23 protein-coding genes and 2 tRNA genes are annotated in these 25,525 nt (G+C 67.2%); 14 read left to right on the top strand and 11 right to left on the bottom strand.

The genetic code is table 11. The features are described from left to right. Positions 1–21: 21 nt before the first annotated feature. The 3 genes from ACOQPE_RS15820 to ACOQPE_RS15810 all read left to right on the top strand — a co-directional run bounded on the left by ACOQPE_RS15820 (position 22) and on the right by ACOQPE_RS15810 (position 3,841). On the top strand, positions 22–1,356 hold the full coding sequence (locus ACOQPE_RS15820; protein ID WP_420609826.1) for an aspartate aminotransferase family protein: 1,335 nt from the start codon (positions 22–24) through the stop codon (positions 1,354–1,356). A gap of 77 nt (positions 1,357–1,433) precedes the next feature. After that, positions 1,434–2,906: an amidase gene (locus ACOQPE_RS15815; protein WP_420609825.1), complete on the top strand. Its 1,473-nt coding sequence runs from the start codon at positions 1,434–1,436 to the stop codon at positions 2,904–2,906. A gap of 29 nt (positions 2,907–2,935) precedes the next feature. Further along, entirely contained in the window at positions 2,936–3,841 is a 906-nt protein-coding gene (locus tag ACOQPE_RS15810; protein WP_420609824.1) for an acyl-CoA thioesterase, read from the top strand. A 49-nt stretch (positions 3,842–3,890) separates the two neighbouring features. Here the strand turns inward: ACOQPE_RS15810 and ACOQPE_RS15805 are convergent, their stop codons facing one another. From ACOQPE_RS15805 to ACOQPE_RS15795, 3 genes are all read right to left on the bottom strand, one after another. Then, complete coding sequence (locus ACOQPE_RS15805) at positions 3,891–5,054, bottom strand: CaiB/BaiF CoA transferase family protein (protein WP_420609823.1); 1,164 nt, start codon at positions 5,052–5,054, stop codon at positions 3,891–3,893. 11 nt (positions 5,055–5,065) lie between these two features. Continuing rightward, positions 5,066–5,875, bottom strand: a complete 810-nt coding sequence (locus ACOQPE_RS15800; protein ID WP_420609822.1) for an alpha/beta fold hydrolase — start codon at positions 5,873–5,875, stop codon at positions 5,066–5,068. A 63-nt stretch (positions 5,876–5,938) separates the two neighbouring features. Beyond that, positions 5,939–7,447: an amidase gene (locus ACOQPE_RS15795; protein WP_420609821.1), complete on the bottom strand. Its 1,509-nt coding sequence runs from the start codon at positions 7,445–7,447 to the stop codon at positions 5,939–5,941. A 137-nt stretch (positions 7,448–7,584) separates the two neighbouring features. Between ACOQPE_RS15795 and ACOQPE_RS15790 the strand changes: the two genes are divergently transcribed. Both ACOQPE_RS15790 and ACOQPE_RS15785 read left to right on the top strand, forming a co-directional pair. Next, complete coding sequence (locus tag ACOQPE_RS15790) at positions 7,585–8,241, top strand: hypothetical protein (RefSeq protein ID WP_420609820.1); 657 nt, start codon at positions 7,585–7,587, stop codon at positions 8,239–8,241. Between the two features lie 58 nt (positions 8,242–8,299). Then, entirely contained in the window at positions 8,300–10,750 is a 2,451-nt protein-coding gene (locus tag ACOQPE_RS15785; RefSeq protein ID WP_420609819.1) for a CaiB/BaiF CoA transferase family protein, read from the top strand. 31 nt (positions 10,751–10,781) lie between these two features. Here ACOQPE_RS15785 and ACOQPE_RS15780 read toward each other — a convergent pair whose 3' ends face one another. Then, positions 10,782–11,786, bottom strand: coding sequence for an isopenicillin N synthase family dioxygenase (locus tag ACOQPE_RS15780; protein ID WP_420609818.1), 1,005 nt, complete (start codon positions 11,784–11,786; stop codon positions 10,782–10,784). A gap of 162 nt (positions 11,787–11,948) precedes the next feature. Here ACOQPE_RS15780 and ACOQPE_RS15775 point away from each other — a divergent pair, with 162 nt between their 5' ends. Continuing rightward, positions 11,949–12,935: an NADPH:quinone oxidoreductase family protein gene (locus tag ACOQPE_RS15775; RefSeq protein ID WP_420609817.1), complete on the top strand. Its 987-nt coding sequence runs from the start codon at positions 11,949–11,951 to the stop codon at positions 12,933–12,935. A gap of 19 nt (positions 12,936–12,954) precedes the next feature. On the opposite strand, the gene ACOQPE_RS15770 is transcribed toward ACOQPE_RS15775, so the two are convergent. After that, a complete protein-coding gene (locus ACOQPE_RS15770) occupies positions 12,955–14,637 on the bottom strand; it encodes an AMP-binding protein (RefSeq protein ID WP_420609816.1) in 1,683 nt (560 codons plus the stop codon). A gap of 100 nt (positions 14,638–14,737) precedes the next feature. Between ACOQPE_RS15770 and ald the strand changes: the two genes are divergently transcribed. The 3 genes from ald to ACOQPE_RS15755 all read left to right on the top strand — a co-directional run bounded on the left by ald (position 14,738) and on the right by ACOQPE_RS15755 (position 18,707). Continuing rightward, a complete protein-coding gene (ald, locus tag ACOQPE_RS15765) occupies positions 14,738–15,850 on the top strand; it encodes an alanine dehydrogenase (RefSeq protein WP_420609815.1) in 1,113 nt (370 codons plus the stop codon). Positions 15,851–16,139: 289 nt separating this feature from the next. After that, positions 16,140–17,432 carry an ISL3 family transposase gene (locus ACOQPE_RS15760; RefSeq protein WP_420608456.1) on the top strand — a complete coding sequence of 431 codons (1,293 nt, stop codon included), beginning with the start codon at positions 16,140–16,142 and terminating at the stop codon, positions 17,430–17,432. 291 nt (positions 17,433–17,723) lie between these two features. Further along, positions 17,724–18,707, top strand: coding sequence for an HNH endonuclease (locus tag ACOQPE_RS15755; RefSeq protein ID WP_420609814.1), 984 nt, complete (start codon positions 17,724–17,726; stop codon positions 18,705–18,707). Between the two features lie 149 nt (positions 18,708–18,856). Here the strand turns inward: ACOQPE_RS15755 and ACOQPE_RS15750 are convergent, their stop codons facing one another. Both ACOQPE_RS15750 and ACOQPE_RS15745 read right to left on the bottom strand, forming a co-directional pair. Continuing rightward, entirely contained in the window at positions 18,857–19,333 is a 477-nt protein-coding gene (locus tag ACOQPE_RS15750; RefSeq protein ID WP_420609813.1) for a hypothetical protein, read from the bottom strand. A 131-nt stretch (positions 19,334–19,464) separates the two neighbouring features. Continuing rightward, entirely contained in the window at positions 19,465–19,917 is a 453-nt protein-coding gene (locus ACOQPE_RS15745) for a very short patch repair endonuclease (protein WP_420609812.1), read from the bottom strand. 139 nt (positions 19,918–20,056) lie between these two features. On the opposite strand from ACOQPE_RS15745, the gene ACOQPE_RS15740 reads away from it, so the two are divergent. Beyond that, entirely contained in the window at positions 20,057–21,307 is a 1,251-nt protein-coding gene (locus tag ACOQPE_RS15740) for an amino acid ABC transporter substrate-binding protein (protein ID WP_420609811.1), read from the top strand. Here the strand turns inward: ACOQPE_RS15740 and ACOQPE_RS15735 are convergent. Beyond that, positions 21,304–21,873: a peroxidase-related enzyme gene (locus ACOQPE_RS15735; protein WP_420609810.1), complete on the bottom strand. Its 570-nt coding sequence runs from the start codon at positions 21,871–21,873 to the stop codon at positions 21,304–21,306. The two genes, ACOQPE_RS15740 and ACOQPE_RS15735, sit on opposite strands and share 4 nt — an antisense overlap. 74 nt (positions 21,874–21,947) lie before the next feature. Between ACOQPE_RS15735 and ACOQPE_RS15730 the strand changes: the two genes are divergently transcribed. Then, positions 21,948–22,517 (top strand): carboxymuconolactone decarboxylase family protein, encoded by a 570-nt coding sequence (locus ACOQPE_RS15730; protein ID WP_420609809.1) that lies wholly within the window; start codon positions 21,948–21,950, stop codon positions 22,515–22,517. On the opposite strand, the gene ACOQPE_RS15725 is transcribed toward ACOQPE_RS15730, so the two are convergent. The 3 genes from ACOQPE_RS15725 to ACOQPE_RS15715 all read right to left on the bottom strand — a co-directional run bounded on the left by ACOQPE_RS15725 (position 22,510) and on the right by ACOQPE_RS15715 (position 23,302). Further along, on the bottom strand, positions 22,510–23,046 hold the full coding sequence (locus tag ACOQPE_RS15725) for a beta-class carbonic anhydrase (RefSeq protein WP_420609808.1): 537 nt from the start codon (positions 23,044–23,046) through the stop codon (positions 22,510–22,512). The two genes, ACOQPE_RS15730 and ACOQPE_RS15725, sit on opposite strands and share 8 nt — an antisense overlap. Positions 23,047–23,092: 46 nt before the next feature. Next, positions 23,093–23,169: transfer RNA gene (locus ACOQPE_RS15720), tRNA-Lys, on the bottom strand. A 57-nt stretch (positions 23,170–23,226) separates the two neighbouring features. Beyond that, positions 23,227–23,302: transfer RNA gene (locus ACOQPE_RS15715), tRNA-His, on the bottom strand. A gap of 206 nt (positions 23,303–23,508) precedes the next feature. On the opposite strand from ACOQPE_RS15715, the gene ACOQPE_RS15710 reads away from it, so the two are divergent. The 3 genes from ACOQPE_RS15710 (at position 23,509) to ACOQPE_RS15700 (ending at position 25,506) form a co-directional block, all read left to right on the top strand. Further along, positions 23,509–24,018, top strand: a complete 510-nt coding sequence (locus tag ACOQPE_RS15710; protein WP_420609807.1) for a glycine/sarcosine/betaine reductase selenoprotein B family protein — start codon at positions 23,509–23,511, stop codon at positions 24,016–24,018. Positions 24,019–24,087: 69 nt separating this feature from the next. Continuing rightward, complete coding sequence (locus ACOQPE_RS15705; RefSeq protein WP_420609806.1) at positions 24,088–24,504, top strand: hypothetical protein; 417 nt, start codon at positions 24,088–24,090, stop codon at positions 24,502–24,504. Positions 24,505–24,555: 51 nt separating this feature from the next. Next, entirely contained in the window at positions 24,556–25,506 is a 951-nt protein-coding gene (locus ACOQPE_RS15700; RefSeq protein ID WP_420609805.1) for an NUDIX hydrolase, read from the top strand. Positions 25,507–25,525 lie beyond the last annotated feature (19 nt).

Here is a 25,525-nt window from a genome sequence, read left to right as displayed (position 1 = left end):
CGGCTCTGCGACACTGAGCCGATGACGGAACGGATCGGGTCACACGCGGGTGGCCAACGCTCAGAGTCGCAGTCGGCTGCGCTGTATGAGAAGGCGCACCAGTGGATTCCCGACGGCGTGTCGCGGGCGACGCTGTTGCGGCGGCCGAACCCGATCTACGTGGATCACGGCCAGGGTGCCTGGGTCACCGACGTCGACGGCAACCGCTACCTCGACTGCAACAACAACTTCACCTCGATCATCGTCGGGCACGCCAATCCGGCGGTGACGCAAGCCGTCAGCGCGCAGATGGCCCGCGGCACTGCGTTCGCGATGGCCAGCAACGTAGAGATCGAGCTCGCGGCGCTGCTGTGCGATCGGGTGGAGAGCTTCGAGCTGATCCGCTTCTGCAACTCGGGCACCGAGGCGGTCATGGGGGCGCTCAAGGCGGCCCGGGCGTTCACCGGGCGGCCGAACGTCATCAAGGTGGAGGGCGCGTACCACGGCACCTATGACCACGCCGAAGCGTCGCTGGCGTCGAACCCCACCAACTGGGGCAATGCGGCAGCACCGGTGACGGTGCCGTACTCGGTCGGCACGCCCGATTCGGTGACCGAGGAGGTCAGCGTCATCCACTTCAACGATGCCGACGGGGCTCGGGCGGCGATCCGACGCCAGGGCGACCGCTTGGCCGCGGTGCTGCTCGACGTGATGCCGAGCCAGGTCGGGCTACCTGCCATCGAACCCGACTTCATTGCCGCGGTGCGGGAAACGACGCGCGAGGTGGGTGCGCTGCTGGTGCTCGACGAGGTGATCTCGTTCCGGCTGGGCTTCAGCGGGGCGCAGACGTTGCTGGGCATCGACCCCGACATCACCGCGGTGGCCAAGATCATCGGCGGGGGCTTCCCCGTGGGCGGGGTTGCGGGGCGCGAGGGGCCGATGTCGACGTTTGCCCGGTCGGGGAGCGCCCGTGCCAAGGTGCCCTCGGGCGGGACGTTCACGGCGAATCCCGTCACCATGGCCGCCGGGTTCGCGACCATGAACCAGCTCGACCACGACGCCTTCGTCCGCCTGGATTCGCTGGGTGACGCGGTGCGCGACGGCCTGCGGTCTGCGATCGATGCAGCAGGTGTGGATTGGCAGGTGACCGGCCGGGGGAGTCTGTTCAAGGTGCATCCGCACACTAGGCACATCCGCAACTACCGCGACGCGCATCTCAGCAGCGACGAGGCAGCCGAGCTGGAACGTTTCGAGCACGCGATCCAAGCGGCTGGCGTCTATCTCTCCGGAGGGGGATTCGGCAGCATCAGCCTGGCTGCCACCGACGATGACATCGCCTTTCTCTTGGACGGCGCCGCGGCTGCGTTTGCGGCCTGAGTCGAGGCCGAGCGGCAGGACCGTGCCGCAGAATCGAGCCCCGGCGCGGACTCAAACTGGCTTCTAGTCTCAGCGCGATGACGGGCCAAACCGACACAGATCCGAACCTGCTGCCAGCCGTCGAGCTGGCCTCGCTGATCCGCCAAGGTCGCGTGTCGGCCGTCGAGGCGCTCGAGGGCGCGTTGGATCGTTACGAGCGATTCAACCCTGCGGTGAACGCGGTGATCGTGACCAAGATCGACGAGGCGCGCCAGCGGGCGGCCGAGGCCGACGCGGCGCTCGCAGCCGGGGAGTGCTGGGGACCCCTGCACGGCGTGCCGATGACCATCAAGGAGGCCTTCGACTGGGTTGGCACGCCGTCCACGTGGGGCAATTCGGCATGGGCCGACAATGTGGCCGACGCCGACGCTGTCACGGTGACCCGATACATGGATGCCGGCGCGGTGATCTGGGGTAAGACCAACGTGCCGCTCATGCTGGGCGACTGGCAGAGCTTCAACGACATCTACGGCTGCACCAACAACCCGTGGGACCTGACCCGTGTGCCTGGCGGTTCGTCGGGCGGCTCGGCGGTGGCGCTCGCGACCGGCATGGCCTCGCTGGAACTGGGCTCCGACATCGGTGCGTCCATCCGAAACCCCGCGCACTACTGCGGCGTGTTCGGCCACAAGCCGACCTTCGGATTGGTGCCCGATGGCGGTCACGCCGTGCCCGGGGCCCTGGTGGGCAGCGACATCGCCGTGTGCGGGCCGCTGGCGCGCAGCGCTGCCGACCTGGATGTGGCGCTGGATGCGCTGGCTGGGCCGGCCGGCCTGGACGCGAACGGCTACAGCGTGGCGCTGGAGCCCGAACACCGCGACACGCTCGGGGCTTTCCGGGTGGGCGTGATGCTCGACACCCCGGTCATCCGCAACTCGACCGCCATGATCGACACGCTGCAGCGGGCGGTGGATGCGCTGGCAGCCGCTGGCGCCGATGTCAGTGAAGCCACGCCCGCCATCGACCAGCACGAGTTCCACGAGAACTACCTGATGCTGCTGCGCGCCGCCACCGGCGCGCTGGCCGACGAGGCGATGTGGAGCGACGCGCAGTCCCGCGCCCACCGGTACAACGACGGCGAGGGCGACTACCAGTCGCTGGTCGACTACGCGATGACGATGAGCCACCGCGAGTGGTTCATGCATCACAACAAGCGCGAGGGCTACCGGGCCGCCTGGGCGAGGTACTTCGACGATTACGACCTGCTGCTGTGCCCGATCGCCGCATCGGCGGCATTCGTTCACGACCACACCGGCACCCGTCCCTCTCGCACCATCGACATCGACGGCCGCCAGGAGCTGGGCGTCGACCAGCTCTTCTGGGCCGGCTGGAGCTGCAGCGTGTACCTGCCCGGCACCGTCGCTCCCGTCGGGCTGACGGCCGACGGGTTGAACCTCCCGGTCGGCATCCAGGTCGTTGCGCCGCACCTGGGCGACCGGCGTGGCATCCGTTATGCGTCGCTCATCGAGCGCACGCTCGGCGGTTTCGTCTCGCCTCCGGGCTACGAATAGCGGTGCGTGGTCTGCTAGAGAACTAGGCCGTGAGAGACACCCCCGCGACAGACACCCCCGCGACAAACGACACAGGGGCCGTCAACGCGGCCTTGGACGAACTGCTGGATCTGTTGGACCTCCAGCGCAACGGCGATGGCGCCGATGCGTTCCGCGGCAAGGGCTCTGGCTTCGACGAGTTCGGGCTGTACGGCGGCCACGTGCTGGCGCAAGCGGTGGTCGCAGCGCAGCGGACCGTGGACGAGGGCCGGCTGATGAACTCGGTGCACGCCGTGTTCCTGCGGGGCGGCGACGGCATGGCCGATGTCGAGTACACGGTCGACCGCGTGCGCGAGGGCCGGGCGTTCTGCAGCCGTCGGGCGCAGGCCCACCAGTTCGACCGGCTCATCTTCGAGCTGATGGCGACCTTCCACGTTCCCGAGACGGGCAAGGTCGACATCGAGTGTCCGTTGCCTGACAACGCGCCGCCGCCCGAGTCGCTGCCCACCTTCCAGGAGTGCATCGCCGAGGTGGGCCCGATCTTCGGCGAGCAGTGGTCGTACATGACCCGCCCCGTGGAGTACCGGCTGGCCCACGCGCCTTGGGCGCCGACCGGGCCCTCGCCACGCGGCGGCATCGATTACTGGTTCCGGGCTCCCCGCCGGCTGCCTGACGATCCGGCCATCCACGAAGCGGTCATCGCGTACATGAGCGACGACAGCCTCGCCGACAACGTCATCGTGCCCTACGGCGTCACCTGGCTGGACAGCGAAGTGCAGGTGGCGAGCCTGGATCACGCCATGTGGTTCCACGCTCCGGCCCGCGCCGACGAGTGGATCTACTGCGAGCAGCGTCCGCTGATGGCAGGCGGCAACCGCGGCACCGCTGAGGCCCGCTTCTGGCAGGACGGCCGCCTCGTGGCCACCGCGGTCCAGGAGGCCCTCGCCCGCCTCTAGGGCCAACCGGCCTGCCCGGCTCGCAGGTGCGACCGGCAGTCGAAGCCGCTCAGGCGACGATGCCGTCGTTGCGGAGTTGGGCGATCTCGGCGGGGGAGCGGCCTAGCTCGGCCAGCACCTCGTCGGTGTGCTCGCCCTTGGTCGGAGCCAGGCGCTCGAGCTCGGTGGGCGTCTTGCTGAACCGGGCCGGAAAGCGGGTAGTGCGCACCTGGCCCGCCACGGGGTGATGGTGGGTCAGCACCGTCTCGTTGTGCTTCACCTGGGGGTCATCGAACACTTCGGTGATGTCCAGCACGGGCGCACACGGAACGTCGGCGCTCTCGAGCAGCTTCAGCGCTTCGGCCGTGGTGAACTCGCCGAGCAGCTCGGCGAATTCCTGCTGGTGCTCATTGGAGTTGCGTATCCGGGCCTCGCGAGTGGCGAAGCGAGGATCGTCGGCCAGGTGCGGCACATCGAGCGCGATGCACACGCGGCGGTATTGGTCGTCTGACGGCCAGATGGCACCCACCGCGCCGTCAGTGGTCTCCCAGGGGCTGTACCACTCGCTGTAGGAGGGCGTGGGCGTGGCCTCCGGCACCGACTCGTTCCAGAAGTAGTCGAGCCACATCCACGACAGCGTGGAATCGAGCAGGTTGACCTCGACATGCTGGCCGCCCGCGCCGTTCGCCCGGGCCAGCAAGGCCCCGAGGACAGCGTTGGCGCCCGTCATCGCCGTGGTCTTGTCGGCCGTGGCCGATTTGACGAAATCGCCGCCCTGCGCTTCCGTCATGCCCGACAACGACTGGATGATCGGGTCGTACACCGGTTGGTGCGCATAAGGCCCGTCGGGGCCGAAACCCGACACCGACAGGTAGACGAGATCGGGGTTGACAGCGCTGAGATCGTCGTAGCCGATGCGCAGGCGCTCGGCCACCCCCGGTCGGAAGTTCTGGACGAACACGTCGGCACCCTCGACGAGCTGCAGCAAGATCTCGCGCCCGCGCTCGTCGCGGATGTCGAGGTCGATGCCGCGCTTGTTTCGGTGCATCTGCACCCAGCAGCCCGATTGATCACCCACGATCGCGCCGGTCAGGCGCATGACGTCGGAAGCGCCCACCTTCTCGATCAGCACCACGTCGGCACCCATCTCGGCAAGTTGCGTTGACACCCACGCGCCTGCGACTGCGCTGGAGACGTCCACGACGGTGATGCCTTCGAGCGGACCTGTTCCCATGTGCGCCTCCTCTAGCGGGCGTGAAGTGTGTCGGCGTGTTGCCGGATGAACCTGGTGGCAGCGGCGTTCCATCCTGCGGGGTCCTGGGCGTTCACCGCGTGAGACGCGGGCAGTTCGGCCATCTCCAGGCCGGGAATCTGGTTCGCTCTCGGCAGTAGGTGCTGGAAGCGGCCCTCCTCGGTGCCGTTGGTGAGCAGCACGGGAACGGCAACGTCCGCCAGGCGGTCCCCGAGAGGCACTCCCGCATTGGTGAAGCGAAACGAGTTGACGAGCCCCGTCGCGTTGTGCTCAGAGAACTCGCCTGCCAGCTTGGCGCGCACGGCAGGCGAGATGCGCTTCGATCGCCCCGGGTTGATCCAGCTGTCGCGCAGCACTTCGATGCCATGCGCTTCGACTTCGAGCGCCCGCTCTTCCACCATCGTCTCGGTTCGCTCCGCCCACGCTGCGGGCTCGCTGAAGGCGGAAGAAGAGTTGGTGAGCACCGCGCCGATGACGTGAGCGGGGTGCGCGAGCACGTAGTGCAGAGCAAGTGCCGCTCCCAGCGACTGTCCGATCATCCAGATCCGCTCAGCGCCGAGTTCGATGCGCAGCCGCTCGAACTCGGCCACGTAGCTGTGAGGCCGGTACCGCTCGGGATCGGCAGGGCTGGGTGATCTGCCGTGCCCCCACAGCTCGATCACGACCGGGCGGCAGACCGCCCGCAGCGCGCCGAGGTTGTCATCCCAGTACGAGCGACTGCCCAGCGCACCGTGCACCAGCAGCGCCAGCGGACCGTCGCCGTCGTGGACGGCTGCGTGAAGACGTTCTTCGTCCGCGGTCATGGCGCGCTGCGACGGGTTCGCAAGCTGTGCTGGCTCTTGGCTGGAGAACGAGCGCTGCGTGGCTCAGAAGCCGGTCGGCCGCTGGAACCCACCGAGCGCCTCGTTCAGGAAGCGGCCCACGGCCAGCGTGGTGCGGTCTTCCAGGAATGGTCCCGCGATCTGCACCCCGACCGGCAGATCGCCCCCGGCCGTCGGCACGGTGCCCACCGGCACCACGGTGGCGGGCAGCCATGACACGCCGGTGAGCCCCATCCACTTGATGATGTCGAAGTACGGCCGGCTGTCGCCGTTCACCGTGATGCGGCGGTTGGTGGCCGGGCGGCTGTGGTCGTGGCGGACCGCAGCGGTGGGCGTCACCGGCAGCAGCACCACATCCCAGTCGGTGAAGAATTCCTCCCAGCGCCTGCGCTGCTGCAGCCGGCGCTCGTGCCAGCTCAGCCATTCCCGGTGGCGCATCGCGGCGTACCAGATGCCCAGATCGCCCTGAGGTTCATCGCTCGACGAGGCGATCTCCTCCAGCTGGGCGAGCGTCCACGTGCCGGCTTCGGCCGCGGAGAGCAGATGCAGGAACGTGTCGACGGCTTTCTCGAACGTGAACGACGGTCGAGCCTCGGTGTCCACCCGGGCCCCTGCCTGCTCCAGTGCGCTGGCAGCTCCCAGCAGCAGCTCCCGGTACTGGCTGTCGATCGGGCACAGCTCCTCGTCGAGCCACACCGCCACCCGGAAGTCGGAGATGTCGCTGTGGCGGGCCGGCGGCAGGTCGAGCGTGTACGCCTTGGAGTTCCACGCGTCGGGCCCGGCGAGGATGTCGAGGGCCATCTCGAGATCGTCGACGTCACGTGCCATCGGCCCTGCAACTGCGATGTCGGCCTGGCTGAGCGTGCCGGGCATGCCGGGGATCTGGCCCAGTGCCGACACGACGCCGTAGCTGGGCTTGTGCCCGGTGACGCCCGACCAGTGCGACGGGATGCGGATGGAGCCGCCGATGTCGGAGCCGAGCTCGAGCGGGGTGTAGCCCGCTGCCAGCGCCGCGCCCGAGCCGCCCGACGATCCGCCGGGGGTGTGCTCGACGTTGTACGGGTTGGCGGTGGTGCCGTACACCTCGTTGTACGACTGCGCGTCGCCTGCGAACAGCGGCAGGTTGGTCTTGGCGAACACCACCGCCCCCGCAGCCTTGTAGCGAGCGACGGGATCGGCGTCGCGCTCAGGCACGAAGTCGGCGAGTGCCGGCGCGCCGGAGGTGGTGACTAGTCCCTCGGTCTGGAACGAGTCCTTGATGGTGACGGGAACGCCGTGCAGCGGCCCCAGCTCGTCTCCGCGGGCCACTGCTGCGTCTGCCGCATCGGCAGCGGCCCGTGCGCGCTCGGCATCGAGTGCCACCACGGCGTTGATGGGACCGTCGAGACGGTCCACCCGTGCGAGGGCCGCTTCGAGCAGTTCCCTAGAGGAGACGTCGCCTGCGGCGATGGCGGCCGCAGTCTCCATAGTCGTGGCGTAGGCGAAATCGTCCGCGGCCATGTGCCGGACCTCCTGCACTGACAAGTTGGTGGTGGCCGGGCTCGTGCTGGCCACGCTTGTGTTGAACGGTGCAGGCAACCTAGTTCGCCGCATCCGGCTGCTGCCTGCCTGCGCCGGTACGTCAAAAATCGCTTGCTCGCCGCGTGCTGCAGCACGACGGTAGGCACATGCGAAATATCACAAAATTCATCATGCTGGGCACAAGCTTGGGCCTGCTGAGCCTTTCCATCGCACCGGCGGCGTCGGCGGGGCCCGCCCTGTCACTGCGGGGCGGCAGTTCAGCGCTACCTGAGCGGCCACCAGCACGAGATCCCGTGCTGCGAGACCTGCGCATCGAGGTGGACAGCCGGGATCCTGCCCACAAGGCCGAGCGCGTCGGCAAGGCCGCCAACTTGGGCCTGTCGTCGCTGTCGTTCCCGCGCCCGGTGCCGTTCTTCGCACCGCCGGCACAACGAGTCCGCACGCTGGTCGGCATCGATACGTGGTTCTGGGTGTCGGCTGCGAGCTGGCGGCCCATCGTGCGCGTCGTCGCCGCTGGGAAGGTCGTGGTCACCCTCGTCGCTACGCCGGTGACCCTGCAGATGGTTCCCGGTGATGGTTCACCGCTGGTGTCGTGCCCAGGTCCCGGCCTGCCCTGGCTGGTGCCCGGCACTCGCTCGCTGTGCAGTCACGTCTTCCAGCGTGCCTCCACTGCAGGGCTGACCGGCCGTTTCCGCGGCATCGTGCAGACGGTCTGGACAGTGCGCTGGACATCGAACACCGGGCTCGCAGGCACCGTGGGGCCCGTCGTGGTGCCGACACCCGTGTCGATGCGAGTGGTGGAGGCCCAGCCGGTGCTGGGGCGCTGATCAGAGGCCACTTGGAGGCGTATTAGGTTCTGCGCGCAACCAACGGAAGGGCGTCGTCGTGCTGGGCTGTCGAGTATTGGACCTGTCGGATCATCGAGGCCAGATGGCGGGAGCGCTGCTGGCTGATCTAGGAGCGGACGTGATCTTGGTGGAGCCGCCCGGCGGGTCGGCTGCGCGCGCCGTCGGCCCGTTCGTCGCAGGGCGCGAGGGCGACCCCGAAGCGTCGCTGTGGTTCTGGTCGTACAACCGCGGCAAGCGCAGCGTCGCGCTCGATCTCGACGATCCCGGCGACCAGCAGCGGATGCGTGACCTTGCAGCCACCGCCGACGTGCTCATCGAATCCGACGCCCCAGGTGCTATGGCCGCCCGTGGCCTGGGCCCGAGTGACATGGCCGACGTCAATCCCGGGCTCGTCTATACGTCAGTGACGGCGTTCGGCCAGTCCGGACCGAAGGCGGACTGGGCGGCCACCGACCTCATCGTTTCGGCAGCAAGCATGCTGTCCAACGTGGTCGGCGACGAGGATCGCCCCCCGCTGCGCATCCCGCTCGATCAATGCTTCCTGCACGCCTCTGCCGAGGCGGCGGTGGCGTCACTGATCGCCTTGCGGGAACGCAAGCGCAGCGGTCTGGGCCAGCACGTCGACGTGAGCGCCCAGCAGGCCGTCACCCAAGCCACCCAGTCGGCCACGCTGTGCCACCTGTACAACTCGCCCGAGTTGCTCCGCATGAGCGGCGGCGCCCGTCTGGGGCCGTTCCGGGTGCGGCTGCGCTCACCTGCTTCCGATGGCTACGTGTCGGCAACGATCCTGTTCGGCGAGTCCATCGGGCCGTTCGGGGCCCGCCTGTTCGAGTGGATGCACTCCGAGGGCGGCTGCGCCGACAGCGATCTCGAGATCGACTGGATCAACTTCGTGGAAGGCGTGATCACCGGGCGCATCCCGCCCACCGAGTACGAGCGCATTCAGCAGGTCGCCGCCGACTTCACCGCCACACGCACCAAGGCAGAGCTGCTGGAGGTGGCGTTGGACAAGCGCCTGCTGATCGTGCCGATCACCACGGTCGCCGACGTGGTCGAGGCGCCCCAGTACGCCGAGCGGAACTTCTGGCGTGACATTCCCACCGGCGGCCTCGACTCTGTGCGCTACCCCGGCCCGTGCGCTCGATTCAGCGCCGCGCCGTTGGATATCTCGACGCCGCCGCCAACGGTCGGCCAGCACACCGATGAGGTGCTGGCCGAGGTGGGGGCCCCGGTCTCGGTGGCGACCTCCGAAGGTCTGGTGGCTGCTGCCGCCGCAGGTCACCGCGACCCGGCACTGCCGCTGGCAGACGTCAAGATCCTGGACTTCATGTGGGTGATGGCCGGGCCGGGCTCGACCCGCGAGCTCGCTGACTGGGGCGCCACGGTGGTGCGTGTGGAGTCCACGCACAAGGTGGAGGCGGCCCGCACCATCCAGCCGTTCCTCAACGATGAGGCGGGTGCGGAGAATGGCGGTCTGTACCAGAACATGAATGCCAGCAAGCTCGGCATCACCATCGACATCTCCAAGCCGGAGAGCCGCGACCTCATCCTGGACCTGGTGCGCTGGGCCGACGTTGTCACCGAGTCGTTCTCGCCCCATGCATTAGCCGACCTCAACCTGTCCTATGACGACCTGCGAGTGGTCAAGCCCGACATCATCATGGCGTCGAGCTGCCTGTTCGGCCAGAGCGGACCGCTGTCGTCGCTGGCCGGTTTCGGCACGATGGGTGCGTCCATGTCGGGCTTCTATGAGATGACCGGTTGGCCCGATCGCGACCCTGCGGGCGTGTTCGGCGCCTATACCGACTACGTGTCGCCCAAGTTCCTGAGCGCTGCTCTGCTGGCTGCCTTGGATCATCGGGATCGCACCGGCGAGGGCCAGTACATCGACCTGTCGCAAGCCGAGTCGTCGATGACCTTCCTGGCGCCTGCAGTGCTCGACTACGACGTCAACGCGCACCTGCCCGACAAGATGGGCAACGACCATCCCGCGATGTCGCCTCATGGGGTGTTCGCATCGGCAGGCGACGACCGCTGGATCGCCGTGGCATGCGAGAACGACGACCAATGGGCTGGCCTGTGCGGTGTGATCGGTGCCGACGACGTGGCTGGTCTGGGTGTCGAGGAGCGGCGCGAACGAGCGACCGAGATTGCCGACCGGATTACCGCGTGGACCTCGGAGCGCGACAACGTCGAAGCGCACGTCGAGCTGCAGGCCGCCGGCGTGCCAGCCCACGCCGTCGCCAACTCCGAAGTGATGACCAACGATCCGCAACTGGCGCACCGCAACCACTTCCGCAACGTGCCGCACGGCATCAACGAGACGATGTGGGTCGAGGGAGCGCGATTCGCCATGTCGCGCAGCTCAGACGGCATCGACCACGCGGGCCCGACCTATGGCGAGCACACCTTCGTGGTGCTGGAGCAGCTGCTCGGCTACGACCAGGATCAGATCTCCGAGCTGGCCGTGGCGGGCGTGCTCGAATAGTCGGCTGCGGCCTGGGCCGGGGCGCCGGGGCTCAACTCTCGAACGTGCCGACCTTCTCGCCGGTGACGTTCTCGTAGTTCCGGTTCAGGAACCAGCGCTGGTAGTCGCCGTAGGTGATCGGCTCGTGGCGGGCCGGGCGCTCGTCGTTGACCGTGGTGGGCACCGGGTTGACCATTGCGTCGTCGCGGGCTCCGTAGAAGAACGGCACGGCGTACCGGTCGCCGGCCGACAGGTTGCGTGCCCGGTGTGCAGTTGACAGGTACACGTTGTTCGTCCAGCGCTTCAGCATGTCGCCGCTGTTCACGAGGTAGGAGCCGGCCATCTGCGGCGGCTTGATCCAGTCGTACCCCGCCGGGCGGATCTCCAGCCCCGGCACGTCGTTGGCCGGCAGGAACGTGAACACCGAGCTGTCCGTGTGCGGCGCGAGGCCCCACTCGTTGTCGTCGTAGTCCATCGGCGGGTAGTGCGACATGCGCAGGGTCACGCTGGGTTTGTCGAAGTGCGGGTCGAAGTAGTCGCGGGGCAGGTCGAGCGACAGCGCCAGGATCGGCAGCATCCGTGAGCCCAGAGCGATCAGCTGGTCGATGTAGGTCTCGCAGCTCTGTGCGAAGTCGTCGAGCGGCGGGAACTGGTTCTCGGTGTGGTAGCCGTGCCGATGGCAGAAGAACGCTTCGTTCTGGTTGGGTTTGCGCACCGGCCCCGCGATGTCGGAGGCGTACGACGTGCCGCCGCCCATGCCGAGATAGCCGCCTGCCAGCTTGCCCATCGGGATCGAGTCCTTCACCGGCTGCGGGAGCGCATGCAGGCGGCGGGCCTCGTCGAACATGTGCTCGATGGTCTCGGCCGGCACACCGTGGTTCACGATGAAGAAGAAGCCCACCTCGGTGAGGGCGTCGCGCAGTTCGGCGGCGAGGGCAGCTTGAGCTGTGGCATCGGGCACCGCGTCGTTGAGCGGCGCCAGGTCCAAGACCGGAATGACGTCTGCTGTGTCGGCCGTCGGCCCTGCCGTGCTGCGGTCCTGCGTCGTGAGCGCCACGGTGCCTCCTTGTGCTCTCCCGAGCGTACGCGTGGGACGGCTCGTGTGTCGGCGGCGCCGAGCCCCTGAACGTGTGACGGGCCATTGGTACGGTTCTGCCGGTTCGGAGGGGTTGCATCGAGCCCGCCCGACCAGCGATACGAGCGATTGCAAGGGGAACCGATGAGAGCGTGGCGACTGAACGAGTTGGGCTATCCGTGGGATGTGCTGGAGCTGGGCGAGTACGACTCACCCGAGCCGGGTCCGGGCCAGGCGCGCATCACCGTGGAGGCCACCGATCTCAACTTCGCGGACATCCTGCACTGCCAAGGCACCTACCAGGAGCGGTGGGACCCGCCGTTCACGCCCGGGATGGGAGCGTCCGGCACCGTGACCGCGGTCGGCCCCGAGTGCGACTTGACAGTCGGTGACCGGGTCATCGGCTCGGGTGTCGGCAGCTGGGGCGGCTATGCCAGCGAAGCGCTCATCAGGGGCGCCACGGCACGGCACGTGCCCGACGATGTGTCGATCCCAGATGCGTGTGCAGCCAACGTGATCTACGGCACGGCGTGGTTCTCGCTGTACCGGCGAGGGCAGATGCAGGCAGGCGAGACCGTGCTGGTGCTCGCTGCGGCGGGCGGCGTCGGCTCGGCTGCGGTGCAGATGGCCAAGGCTGCGGGCTGCACCGTGCTCGCTGCCGCAGGTGGACCTGCGAAGGTGGAGACCTGCCGCCAGCTCGGCGCGGACATCGTCATCGACTACGACAACGACGACCTGTACCAGTCAGTGATGGATGCCACCGGCGGGCGGGGCTGCGACATCATCTACGACCCCGTCGGCGGCAAGTACTTCGATGTCGCCCGGCGGCTGGTGGCATGGGAAGGCCGCCTGCTCGTGGTCGGTTTCGCCAGCGGCACGATTCCGCAAGCGCCGGCGAACCACCTGCTGGTCAAGAACTACTCGGTGGTCGGCGTGCACATGGGCGGCTACCGCGGCCGCAAAGACGAGGTGCTCGACGAGTGCTACGCCGAGATCTGGCCGCAGGTAGCCGACGGCAGGCTCGACCCGCTCGTCAGCCAGGAGCTGCCGCTCGAAGGCCTGATCGACGGTCTGCAGGCGTTGCACCAGCGCAAGACCACCGGCCGGGTCCTGCTCCGCCCAGACCTGTAGACGAGCCTGATCTGCCCGCTCAGCTGCGTGCGACGGTGTAGCCGACTGACTCCCGATCCCACAGGTCCTCGGTGACGCCTGCGTCCCGGATGGCCTGCTTGCGGATCTTGCCGGAAGCGGTCTTGTCGAGCTCGCGCACGAATTGCAGGTAGCGCGGCACGCTGTGGCGGGGCATGCGGGGCACGCACCAATCCAGGAAGTGGACCGGATCGGGCGCTGGCCCGCGGACGGCGACGACGGCCAGCACCTCGTCCTCCCCGCCGGCACCCTCGACCCGCAAGCCAACGACGGCGCACTCGATCACGCCGTTGTAGCCGTTGATCACCGTCTCGACCTCGTAGCTGGAGATGTTCTCGCCGCGCCGGCGGATGCGGTCGTTCAGCCGGTCCACAAAATGCAACCGCCCGGATTCGTCGAGCCGTCCTGCATCGCCGGTGTGGAACCACAGGTTTCGCCACGCCGCCACGGTGCGTTCGGGCATGCGGTGATAGCCCACGTTGAAGCAGAACGGCACCTTGGGACGCACCAGGATCTCGCCGGTCTCATCGGGCGCGACGGGTAGGTCGGTCTCGGGGTCGGCCACGATCACGTCGAAGAAGTCGGCCAGCGGCCGCCCGGCGCAGCCCGACATCACCGGGTCGTCGAAGCTGGTGTAGGCGACCATGTTGACCTCGGTCATGCCGTAGCCCTGCATGATCCGCACGCCGAACCGCTCTTCGAACGCTGCCGCCCATTCCGCCGCCACGGGCAGCGCGATGACGGCCCGCAGTCGATGGTCGCGGTCGCCGTCCGTCGGCGGGCTGCGCCAGATGAACTCGGGCATGACCCCGAGGGCATTCGTCAGGGTGATCTCGTGCCGCCTCACCGTGTCGAGCCACTTGCCTGCGCTGAACCGCTTCTCCACGTACACCGAGGCGCCGGCGTGCAGTGACGCAAACACCTGCATGAACAGCCCGTTCGCGTGGAACATCGGCATGCAGCAGTAGAAGCGGTCCTCCGGTGTGATCTGCAGGCTCCGAGCGGTGCCGAGGCCGAATAGGTAGCAGTGCGCCTGGGGCATCAGCACGCCCTTGGCGGGACCGGTGGTGCCCGAGGTGTACATGATCGTGCAGACATCGCTCGGTTCGGCCGCCAGCACCGCTTCGCGACGCACCTCGGTCTCCAGCAGCTCTTCGATGGAGATCTCCGCCGAGCCCATGAGCACACCGCCGGCACCGGCGCCGTAGTCGCCGTCGTCGACCAGGATCGTGGCTTGAATGTCGGTCTCGGACGCGAGCGAGCCGGGCTCGATGTCATCGAAGCGCTCCAGCAGCCCGTGGTCGACGGCCACGATGCGTGGCTCGGAGTTGTTGACCTGATGCTCCAGGAAGGCACCGCGCAAGTCGGTGTTGATCGGCACGAAGATTGCCCGCCGCTTGTGGGTGGCGATCATCAGCAGCATGAACTCGAGGCTGTTCGTGAGCAGACCCAGCAACCGGTCGCCCGGCCGCAGGCCGAGATCGTCGAGCGCGGTAGCGAGCCGGTCGGTGTGGCTGTCGAGCTCGGCGAAGCTGAGCGTGCGGCCGTCTTCGAACGCGAGAAATTCGCGGTCGGCATGAGTGACCGCCGCGTGACGCACAAGCGTTGGCAATGTCCAGCCGTCGGTGCTGACGCCGCCCGCTTCTGCTACGTCGCCGTTGGTCCCCTGGTCACGGGTGCCCATTGGCGGAATCGTAGACTTCGCCCGGGCTTCGTGGCCCGAACGGGGTGCGCCCCCTCAGCGGGCGCATGGGGAATTGGGCACCTGCTCGGGAGGTGACCGGATGCTGATCGGATTGCCTCGTGAGCTCAAGGCGGGCGAGCAACGCGTCGGGCTGACGCCGCACGCCGTGCGCGAGCTGGTGCTGCACGACCACCAAGTGCTGGTCGAGTCCGGTGCCGGTGCTGGCATCCGTGTGTCCGATGCCGAATACGAAGCTGCCGGTGCTCTCATTCGAAGCTGCAGCGAGGTGTGGGACAAGGCTGAGCTGGTTGTCAAGGTCAAGGAGCCGCAGGCGTCTGAACGCAAGATGCTCGGCTCGGGCCAGATTCTGTTCGCCTACCTGCACCTGGCACCAGACCCCGACCAGACGGCCGATTTGGTGGAGTCGGGTGCGGCCTGTGTCGCATACGAGACCGTGACCGACTCGCGTGGCGGCTTGCCGCTGCTGGCGCCGATGTCCCGGGTTGCCGGGAGACTTGCCGTACAGGCGGGCGCGTGGGCACTCGAGACCGCACATGGGGGCATCGGCCTGCTGATCGGCGGTGTGCCCGGCGTGCCGCCGGCCAGGGTGGCGATCATCGGCGGGGGAGTGGTCGGCGAGAACGCCGCCGAGATCGCCATCGGCATGGGTGCCGATGTGCGGGTGCTCGACATCGACCCCGCCGCGCTCGACCACCTCGAGCAGCGCTTCGGTGCGTCGGTCGTCACGGTGACGTCCACCCGAGCGACCGTCGAGACCGAAGTGCAGAACGCCGACTTGGTGATCGGCGCCGTGCTGGTGACCGGTGCCCGGGCGCCGAAGCTCGTGACGGCCGACTTGATCAAGCAGATGCGTCCCGGATCGGTGGTGGTCGACGTGGCCATCGACCAAGGAGGCTGCTTCGAGACATCGAAGCCCACGACCCATGCCGAGCCGACTCTCGTGGTCGACGGCGTGGTGCACTACTGCGTCGCGAACATGCCCGGCGCCGTGCCGGTCACCTCCACCCGTGCGCTCAGCGACGCCACCCTGCCGAGAGTGCTGGCCATCGCCGAGAACGGCCTCGACGCCCTCCGCACTGACCCCCACCTGCGGGCGGGCCTGAACGTCTACAAAGGCCGCGTCACCGAGCCCCACGTAGCCGCCGCCCTCGATCTCCCCTACACCGACCCCCTCACCGCCCTCGGCTTCTGACGCTCAAGTTCAGCGAAGGCGGGTGCCTCGTTCGACCTACTTGCCGCGTTCGCGCCGCATTGTGATTGCCGGCCTCCGCTGGATCCGAGCCGGCAGCATCGCCTCGTTGGGTCAACCAAGGGGGACCGATGACTCTCACCACACCGCTCGATGTAGTTCCACAAGCAGGCGGCAAGATTCGAGGCGCTTCGCGTTTGCGCGTGGAGTAGCTGTGTGAGGGTCACGGCCTGATTGGGAGGGATCCCCCAGAATCGGAGGTGTTCGTAGCCCCGAGTTCTGGAGGATCCCTGTGAGGGTTGACGCTATTCGCGCGTTGCATGTGGTTGTCGGCTTGGGCGCCGGCGTGACGGTGACCGGTGTGAGGGACCGCGACGGCGGTCCGCTCGAGATCGGGGTCGAGCTGGCGGGGCGGCCGTGCTGTGTCGGCTGCGGGGGGCCGGTGTGGGCGCACAGCGCGAGCACGGTGAGGCTGGCTGATCTGCCGGCGTTCGGGCGGCCGGTGCGGCTGGGGTGGCGCAAGCGCCGCTGGCGCTGCCCCGACGGGTCGTGCGCGGTAGGCACGTTCACCGACCAGGACCCCGCAGTCGCGCCGCCCAGGGCGCGGATGACCAGCCGGGCAGCGCGTCACGCGACCCGCCGCGCGGGTGCCGGTCGGGCGGTCAGCGAGATCGCCGCCGAGCTGGGTGCGGGATGGCACACGGTGATGCGGGCAGTGCACCGGTGGGGATCGGCGCTGCTCGATGCCGACTCGGCACGCCTCGACGGGGTAACCGCTTTGGGCCTGGACGAGATTTTGATGTTCCGCCGCGGCCGGTACCGAGAAAAGCACTGGGGCACCACGATCGTGGACACCCGCCGCGGCAGGCTGCTCGACATAGTCGCTGGTCGCAGCGCCGACGGGGCCACCGCATGGATCCGAGCGAGATCGTCGCTATGGCGCAAGCAGATCCGCTGGGGCGTGATGGACCTGTCGGGTCCCTATCGCAAGACGTTCACCGACGCTTTGGCGCACGCCCGCCAGGTCGCTGACCCGTTCCACGTGATCAAGCTCGCCAACTCGGCTATCGACGACGTGCGCCGCCGGGTTCAGAACGAGACCACCGGCGGGCGAGGCACCAAACACGACCCCCTCTACCGGATACGCAGACTGCTGCTCAAAGCGTCCGAGCGAGTCACCGACCGCGGACGAGCCAAGCTGCGGGGCCTGCTCGCAGCCGGCGACCCCCGCGGCGAGGTGCGCGACGCGTGGCACGCGAAGGAGACCCTGCGCGGCGTCTACCGGATCCCAAAACGCAGCGTCGCCGCCGAGACGCTCGACGAGCTCGCCCGCGACCTCCAAGACGACACGTTCTCGGCGGAGCTGAACAAGCTCGGCCGCACCCTGGCCACCTGGCGCACCCAGATCACGAACTGGCACCGGTCGCGTGTGACCAACGGGCCGACCGAAGCAGCGAACAACCTCGCCAAGCTGATCAAGCGGGTGTCGTTCGGGATCACCAACTTCGACCACTACCGCACACGAGTCCTGCTGTATGCAGGCAAGCCCGACTGGACCCTGCTCGACACGCTGACTCCACGCTAAAACACGAAGAGCCAGATTCGACTGGTCGTGTCTGTCGATTTCGGTTATCGGGACTGTCAAGTGTGTCCACGGCCGCCATCGGGGCGGGGAGCGCTGTACTGCATTTCCTGGAAGCTCGATTGCGGCAGGTTGAGCTTCACTGTCTTCGCCTGCTCAGAGCATCTCGACGAGGTGCTGGAGAACGCAGTCTTGGGTTCGCTGCCCCAGTTTCGCGATGGCCGGCTGTTGCGAGGTTGCGCCGAACCCTGCGAGTGTCGTCCGCTGGAACTGCGAACCTGACAGAGTGTCCAAGTGGCGTCGCTGAGCGACTACTTGGACTTGACTGATTCAGGAGCTCTGGCGCAGTGGCAGCGCATCTCGACCCGACAGCGGCGTCCCGGCAAGCGTCAAGAGGCGTTCACACCGGTTGAAACGGTTCTCTGCTACGGCCTCTTCTTCGTGGTGAATCCACATCAGCACGGCGGCTTTTCTCGAGACCGTATGCCTGAGGTCGTCAATGATCTTGCAGAACTCTTCAAGAGGCCTCCAAATTCGCTCACCAACAAGATGCTCAACCTCGACGGCACGCACGCACACGCAGCGAAGTTTGATCGTCCTTTTTTCATTGAAATGGATACAGACAGCATGAAATTCTTGCATCTGTATCAGGTCGCCTTGCGAGCCGCTCGGGAGCTCGGACTCGGGCCATCTCAGCTGCCGGACTTCCTCAATTTGCTATCAGAACAGGAGTTCTATCTGCTTGGCCAAGAGGAACTTCGCGCGGCCCGATATGAGGATGTTCTTGATGCAGAGGCCGAGCGCAGCGCCGACGCCGACCAATCCCTGGTGGAGCAGGAGACGACTCGGCTCGCAAAGTGCAGAGCCCGAATCGGTCAGCACAAGTTCGCCGCTGACGTGCTGTCCAGATTCGACTACACGTGCGGTTTCTGCGGATTTGCACCGCGGCGCCTTCGTGGAGAGCGGCTGGTGATCGCCTCACACATCAAGCCGTGGTCAGTCTCAAGCAACTTTGAGCGGCTCGACCCGTCGAATGGCATTGCGGCGTGCCCAACGCATGACGCGGCATTCGATCGAGGCTTGATCACCGTTAACGGAGGACTCCGCGTGCATCGCTCCGAAAGGCTGCTCCGGAGTTCTAGGACCGATCCGGGAGTTGACCGGTACTTCGGTAAAGCGCTAGCTGACTCATTACTTGTGCCCCATGCAGCACAGTCACCCGGTCAGGAATATCTCCAATGGCATCAGGAGCACGTATATCGGGACCCGATGCGCTGAGAGGCGGCCGATGGCTGTGCGTTGCCCTTACGCGACCGGTCGGAGGTGTGGCACGCGGATGCCAACACACCAGAGATTGACTTGGTGGCGCCCACGTGTGATGCATCCGCCCTCATCGGGACTCGTATGCGCGGCCACGCAGTCCGCGACTAGAGCAGTTGGAGCCTTGACGTCAATCGCCAATCGCCCAACTTTCCCCACTCGTAGTAAGGCGTGCCAGGTCGGGTGAACGATTTGACGACCCATGTGGCTGCGGCGGCATCATCCCAACTCTCCAGCAGTGAGTCCCCGTCGGGGGTGACGTTGAGCAAGTGCGTCATCGCTGCATATATGCCGCGTTCAAGCTGCGCGTCATGTGCTTCGAGGTCCTTAGGGTCTTCTGGGGTTGGTCCCATTAGGCCCTCATATTCGGCAATGAGTTCGCAAGCTGATGACAGCACACCGCGGAGCGCGTCGCCGTCGACGGTCACGTAGTCACCACCGTGTCCGGCGCGTAGCCACGCGAGACCTGGGCCGAGAACTGCGACCTGACAACGGCTGTCTCTGTAGTGCAGGAACAGCGTGAGAGTGATGTTGTTGAACGACTGGTCGTTTCTGAACCGACCGATAATCTCGTCGCCGTCCACCAGTGTTCAAGCTAGTTCTGAACAATCCGCACAGTGCGGATTGCTGCTCTTGCACATCAAGGGATGCGAATCTGACGCGGTCGCGCCTGCTGGTTTTGCACACTCCTCTGAACGCTGCCTGAAACAGCGGCCTAACCGCTGGCGAGGTGGCGGGCTCGGTTGCGGATGAGCTGTTCTATTTCGTTGGCGGCTTTGTCGGGGGATTCGTGTTCCCAGATGCGGACTGGGGTCCAGCCGGCTGCTCGCAGGCGGGCGTCGGTGTCGGCGTCGCGGGCTCGGTTGCGGGCGATCTTGGTCTCCCAGTATTCGGCGTTGCGGCGGGGCTTGGTGCCGTGCTCGGGGCAGCCGTGCCAGAAGCAGCCGTCTACGAAGATCGCTATCCGCAGGCGGGGGAACACCACGTCGGCCTCGCGGCGCACCTCGGGCAGCGGCCGGCGGTGCACGAAGTAGCGCAGGCCACGCCGGTGCAGCGCTGAGCGGATGAGCCGTTCCGGTCCCGTATCGCGGGATCGCTGCTTCGACATGCGCTCCGATGCAGGACCCGGCAGCGCCTTCGGCTCCACCCGGTCGGTTCTACCAGTCACGTGCGGGTAGCGGGAGATGCGCAGGACGTGAGGCCAGCAGGGCCAATATGAAGCGCACTAGGTGCCGCGTCGCGGACCTGCTCATACCCTGCCGATCGGATCTTGGGCAGCAGTCCTGCCCGAGACCGGAGGATTGGACATGAAGCAATCTCAACTCCGCACGCCGTGGCGTCGCTGGGCGCAAACGGCGGTGGTCCTGGCAGCGGCGGTCATGCTGGCGGCGGCTTGCACCGGCGGGGGCGACTCCGGCGAGGGCGGCAGTGACGGCTTCGACGGCACGGTCCGCATCGGCGCGGCGCTGAGCGAGACGGGCCGGTTCGCCGCTGAGGGCAAGGCTGTGCGCCAGGGCTACGACACCTGGCTGCAGTGGGTGAACGAGGAGCACGGCGGGATCCACGTCGGCGATGGCCGCTACCGGGCCGAGATCATCTATCACGACGACGAGTCCGATCCCGACCGGGCAGCCGCGCTCATCGAGCAGCTCATCGACGACGACCAAGTCGACTTCCTGCTCGGTCCGTACTCCAGCACGCTCACCGGGCCGACTAGCGCTGCGGCGGAGGCCCGTGGCGTGATCATGGTGGAAGGCAACGGCGCGTCCGACAGCCTCTTCGAGCGGGGCTATCGCAATCTGTTCTATGTCGGTGTCGTCGCCTCGGACTACACACGGTCGAGCATCGAGCTGCTCGCAGAACGCGGTGCGAGCACCGCTGTGGTGGCTCACGAAGACACCCCGTTCGCCACGTCGGTGGCACAGGGAGCGCAGCGCCACCTGGAGGCCAACGGCGTCGAGGTGCTGGCGATGAACAGCTACCCGGTCGGCGTCGAGAGCGTCGACGATCTCATGACCGAGCTTGCGGCACTCGAGCCCGACATCTTCGTGGGCGGCGGCCACTACGACGACGCCGTGCTGTTCCTGCGCTCAGCACAAGAGCAGGGCTTCCGCCCCGACGCGATGCTCATCACCGTCGGCCCGGCCAACCCGCAGCTGATCTCCGACATCGGCAGCGGCGCCGACGGCGTGCTCGGCCCGACGGGGTGGGAAGCGGTGATGGCCTATGAGGGCCCGAGCTTCGGCACGGCGAGTGCCTACGCCGACACCTACCAGAGCCTGTGGGATGAACCGCCCATCTATCAGGCAGCGGGGGCAACCACGGCCGCGATCGCGCTGCACCGCGCCATCGAGGCTGCCGGCAGCCTCGACACCGATGCGGTGCGCGAGGCGCTGCGAGACCTCGACATCGACACCTTCTACGGCCCGGTTCGTTTCGACGACCGCGGCGTCAACGTTGCCAAGCCGATGGGGATCGTGCAGGTGCAGGACGGCCGGATTGTGGTGGTCGCCCCCGCCGATGCGGCCGAGGGCGAGCTGGTCTACCCGGCCCGCTAGCGCCCCATGGTGAAGAACTCGTCGTTGGGCCGCATGGATGTCAGGTGGGCCATGCGGTTCGACAGGGCGAACAGACCCGTGATGGCGCCGATGTCCCAGATGTCGTCGTCGCTGAAGCCGTGAGCCCGCAGCTCGTCGTGATCTATGGCCGAAGCTGACCACGGCTCGCTGCACATCTTGAGGGCGAAGTCGATCATCGCCCGTTGCCGGTCAGTGAGATCGGCCTTGGACGGGTCGACCGCGAGCTGATCGGCCAGCAGCGGATCCTTGGCGCGGATGCGCAGGATCGCGCCATGGGCCACCACGCAGTACAGGCAGTTGTTGGCCCCGCTGGTGGCCACCACGATCATCTCCCGCTCGGCCTTGCTGAGCCCGCTCGGGCCCTCCATGAGCGCGTCGTGGTACGCCATGAATGCCCGCATCTCCTCGGGCCGGTGCGCCAGCGCCAGGAACACATTCGGCACGAAGCCGGTCTTGGACTGGATGAGCTCGATGCGCTCTCGCAGATCGTCGGGCATGTCCGCGATGTCGGGCACAGGGAACGTCGAGATGGCTGGCTCGGTCATGCCCGCAGCCTAAGCACGGCGGCGCATGGGCGACCCTCCTACAGTCGCGGGACCGACGAGAGGACTGCCCGCCGATGCACCTGCCACGACCCACTTCCCGACGCCTTGAGCCGATCCCCAAGGTGGCCGAGCGAGCCCGCGAGGCCATGGAGAGTTCATTCGCCAACGCCGTCAACGTCATTGCGACCATCGCGCACAGCCGTCCCATCTCCAAGGCGTTCGGCGAGTACGCGCTGGCCATCCTGTACAAGGGCGACCTGTCGCGTCGCGATGTCGAGATCGCCGTGCTGCGCATGGGCTGGAACTGTCAGTCGGTCTACGAGTTCGGCCAGCACACGCTGATCGCCCAAGCCGAGGGCATGACCGACGAGGAGATCTACCTCGTCACCCGGCCGATTCCCGAGGGCAACTGGACGCCAGCCGAGGCGGCACTCCTGCAGGTGGTGGACGACCTGTACTCCGACGACTGCGTGTCCGATGCCACTTGGGCCGAAGCGGTTGCCCACTTCAGCGAGGCCGAGATGGTGCACCTCATCGCGGCATCGGGCTGCTACCGGATGGTGAGCGGGCTGCTCAACAGCACCGGAGTGGAGCGTGACGAAGGCGTCCCCGGCTGGCCAACTGCCGCGACCGCCGTCAGCTAAGCGCCGGCACCTCGTTGAGGAGGCCGGTGTCGACGTCGTAGATGAAGCCGCGGACTGCGGTGTCGTGCTCGATGAACGGTGAGGCGTGCAGCGTTGCGATGGCGGCGCGCACGTCGTCGGCGGGGTCTGCGAACGAACAGATAGGCCAGCTCGGCCGGGCGCCCAGGCGCTGGCCGAGGACGTTGCTGAAGGCGGCTTCGTCGAGTCCGCACATGCCGCACTTGGTGTGGTGTATGACCAGTATCTCCCGGGTGCCGAGCAGCTGCTGGGAGATGCACAGCGACCGGACGACGTCGTCGGTCATCACACCGCCTGCGTTGCGGATGACGTGCGCTTCGCCGACCGTCAAGCCCAGTTCTTCCAGCGGATCCATCCGGGCATCCATGCAGGTCACGATGGCCACGTGACGGCTGGGTGGCGCTGCCATGCCGGGTGTCTTGACGGCATCAGCGACCTGTCGGTTGTGCTCGATCAGCTCGTCGGCCGACGGTCGAAATTCGGACGATTCCGGTTCGCTGCCTTGGCCCATCAGACAACCTCATCAGTGCACATGCCGGAGCGCTCCGGCGAGCCTGTGGTACGCCCCCTGGGACTTGAACCCAGAACCTGCGGATTAAGAGTCCGTTGCTCTGCCAAATTGAGCTAGAGGCGCATGGTGCCCCGCAAGGCTAACGACGCCCTCCGACACAAGCGGTCGGCGGAAGCGGCGGGCGGATCGAGGGGATTCGAACCCCCGGCCTCCAGTGCCACAAACTGGCGCTCTAACCAACTGAGCTACGACCCGCACGGGGTGGTCAAGGATGCCACGGTCGCGGGGGCCTCGCTACCGACTTTCGGAGGCGCGCGGAAGGGTGCGCCCGCTGCGGAGGCGGCAGGATTCTCTGCTCCAGCGATCCGGCAGGTCGCAACGTCGCAGAGCTTCCTGCCGCCTCCTTCGCTATGGCATCTACAGCTTCAGCCGAGCGGGGCCGCGACCGCGTACCGTAGGAGCGTGAGCACTCAGACTGTCGCGGCCTGCCAGCCACCTGTTGAGTACATCCCGCGGATCACGGCCCAGTACATCGGGCTGGGTTACGGCGAGTACCGCTGGGTGCACAGCGAGACGCCGCCGCCGTGGACACCGCTGACCAAGCCGATCTCGGAGTGCCGCGTCGGCCTCATTGCCACCGGCGGCGTCTATGCCGTGGGCCAGACGGCGTTCCATTACCGCGACGACACGACGTACCGGGCGATCCCTACCGACGTCGATGTCTCCGACCTACGGGCCACGCACTTTGCCTATGACCTCACCGATGCCCGCTCTGACATCAGCTGCGTGTTCCCCATCGAGGGTTTGCGTGCGCTGCGGGACAGTGGCGAGATCGGCGAGCTGGGCCCGAACGCCTACACCCTCATGGGCGGCATCTACAGCACCCGGCGTGTGCGCGAGGAGCTGATCCCCGAGCTGGCCAAGCGCTGCGTGGCCGACGAGCTCGACGTGGTGCTGCTCGTGCCGGTGTGACCGGTCTGCCATCAGACCGGGGGTCTGATCGCAAGGGCCATCGAGGCCGAAGGAGTCCCGACGCTGTCGATGTCGAGCGCACGCGACATCACACGGGCGGCCTGGCCGCCCCGTTCCGTCTACCTGGACTACCCGCTAGGCCACACCTCGGGCCGTCCTCACGAGCCGGAGCTCAACCAGCAGATCTTGCGTGACGCATTGGCCGCGTTCGAGAACTTGCGCGTACCGGGCTCCATGGCCCACTTGCCGTACCGCTGGTCGGATTCGGACCGTTGGAAGGACCGGGTGTTCGCACCGTCCACCAAGGCCGAGGAATTGCCCGAGTGTGCGGTGCCGACCGGAGAGGCTGCTGCGACGGCGACCTACGACGACGACCGAGTCGAGCGCCACCCGACGCCGCAGTACCAGACCGACGAGGACGCAGCAGCGGCTCGCGTCAGCCACGACGGCGAAGAGTGCCTCGTGTGCGCTGGCATCGACTACTGAGTCGATCGACCGGTCACTCGATCGATTATTGACTGGGTTGCCAGGCCGCCGGTGACTGAACCATCTGAGGGAGCCCCAGAGCGTCGCGCCTCGGTGGGTGCCAAGTCACCCGGAAGCGGGGGCGACTACGACCCCGAAGCCGTTCCCGTGCGCGATGCAGCGACGGTGATGATCCTGTCCGACGAGAACGACCCCCATGTGCTGATGCTGAAGCGCAACGCCAGGTCGATCTTCGTGGGCGACATGTGGGTGTATCCCGGCGGTGCCGTCGATCCCGAAGATGCCACCCAGATTGCCGACGAGACGGTGTCGGGCCTGACCGATGACGATGCCTCGTTTCAGATCGGCATCGAGCGGGGCGGTATCGCGTTCTGGGTAGCGGCCTTGCGGGAAACGTTCGAGGAGGCGGGCATCTTGCTCGCTCATCACGACCACCCGGTCGGCGTGGAGGATCCCCGCGATCTGCCCTCGGGCATCATCGACTTCTCGCCGCCCGATGTGGCCGAGCGGTTCTCGCAGTACCGCGACGAGGTCAATGCGGGCGAGCGTGACTTCATCGAGACGGTGCGCAGCGAAGACCTGCTGCTCGACGGCGACAACGTCTATTTCATCGGACGCTGGGTGACGCCGCTGGGTTCCCCTCGCCGCTACGACACGCGGTTCTTCCTCACCGCCATGCCTGACGGCCAAGTGCCGCTGCCCGATCACGACGAGGCGGTCGAGCACCAGTGGGTTCGCCCTGCGGATGCCATCCGGCGCAACGAGACCGGCGACATGGTGATGATGACGCCGACCATCGGCATGCTGCACCGACTCGCCAGATTCGGAACGGTGGCCGACGCGGTAGCGGCGGCCGGCAGGGGAACGCCCGACGACGACGAGCACGTGCGGATCCGCTACGACAACGAAGGGCCGCACCGCATCGCCTTCCCCGGCGACCCGGACTACCTCGAAGCCGACGGCCGCACCGAGACCGGCATCCTGCGCTGGCCCTCCCGCTAGCCCATCTCCAAGGGTTCCA

This window comes from Candidatus Poriferisodalis sp. (assembly GCF_965219595.1).
Classification (GTDB): Bacteria; Actinomycetota; Acidimicrobiia; order Acidimicrobiales; family Poriferisodalaceae; genus Poriferisodalis.
The sequence above is the reverse complement of the archived record's forward strand: the minus strand, read 5'-3'. Positions and strand labels throughout refer to the sequence as shown.

Excerpts from the sequence above, each read along its gene's own strand:
- ACOQPE_RS15735 (WP_420609810.1), bottom strand. The coding sequence starts at position 21,873 with ATGACCGAGCCAGCCATCTCGACGTTCCCTGTGCCCGACATCGCGGAC.
- ACOQPE_RS15705 (WP_420609806.1), top strand. The coding sequence starts at position 24,088 with ATGTCGAGCGCACGCGACATCACACGGGCGGCCTGGCCGCCCCGTTCC.
- ACOQPE_RS15820 (WP_420609826.1), top strand. The coding sequence starts at position 22 with ATGACGGAACGGATCGGGTCACACGCGGGTGGCCAACGCTCAGAGTCG.
- ACOQPE_RS15770 (WP_420609816.1), bottom strand. The coding sequence starts at position 14,637 with ATGGGCACCCGTGACCAGGGGACCAACGGCGACGTAGCAGAAGCGGGC.
- ACOQPE_RS15815 (WP_420609825.1), top strand. The coding sequence starts at position 1,434 with ATGACGGGCCAAACCGACACAGATCCGAACCTGCTGCCAGCCGTCGAG.
- ACOQPE_RS15800 (WP_420609822.1), bottom strand. The coding sequence starts at position 5,875 with ATGACCGCGGACGAAGAACGTCTTCACGCAGCCGTCCACGACGGCGAC.
- ACOQPE_RS15790 (WP_420609820.1), top strand. The coding sequence starts at position 7,585 with ATGCTGGGCACAAGCTTGGGCCTGCTGAGCCTTTCCATCGCACCGGCG.
- ald (WP_420609815.1), top strand. The coding sequence starts at position 14,738 with ATGCTGATCGGATTGCCTCGTGAGCTCAAGGCGGGCGAGCAACGCGTC.
- ACOQPE_RS15805 (WP_420609823.1), bottom strand. The coding sequence starts at position 5,054 with ATGGGAACAGGTCCGCTCGAAGGCATCACCGTCGTGGACGTCTCCAGC.
- ACOQPE_RS15740 (WP_420609811.1), top strand. The coding sequence starts at position 20,057 with ATGAAGCAATCTCAACTCCGCACGCCGTGGCGTCGCTGGGCGCAAACG.
- ACOQPE_RS15725 (WP_420609808.1), bottom strand. The coding sequence starts at position 23,046 with ATGGGCCAAGGCAGCGAACCGGAATCGTCCGAATTTCGACCGTCGGCC.
- ACOQPE_RS15775 (WP_420609817.1), top strand. The coding sequence starts at position 11,949 with ATGAGAGCGTGGCGACTGAACGAGTTGGGCTATCCGTGGGATGTGCTG.
- ACOQPE_RS15730 (WP_420609809.1), top strand. The coding sequence starts at position 21,948 with ATGCACCTGCCACGACCCACTTCCCGACGCCTTGAGCCGATCCCCAAG.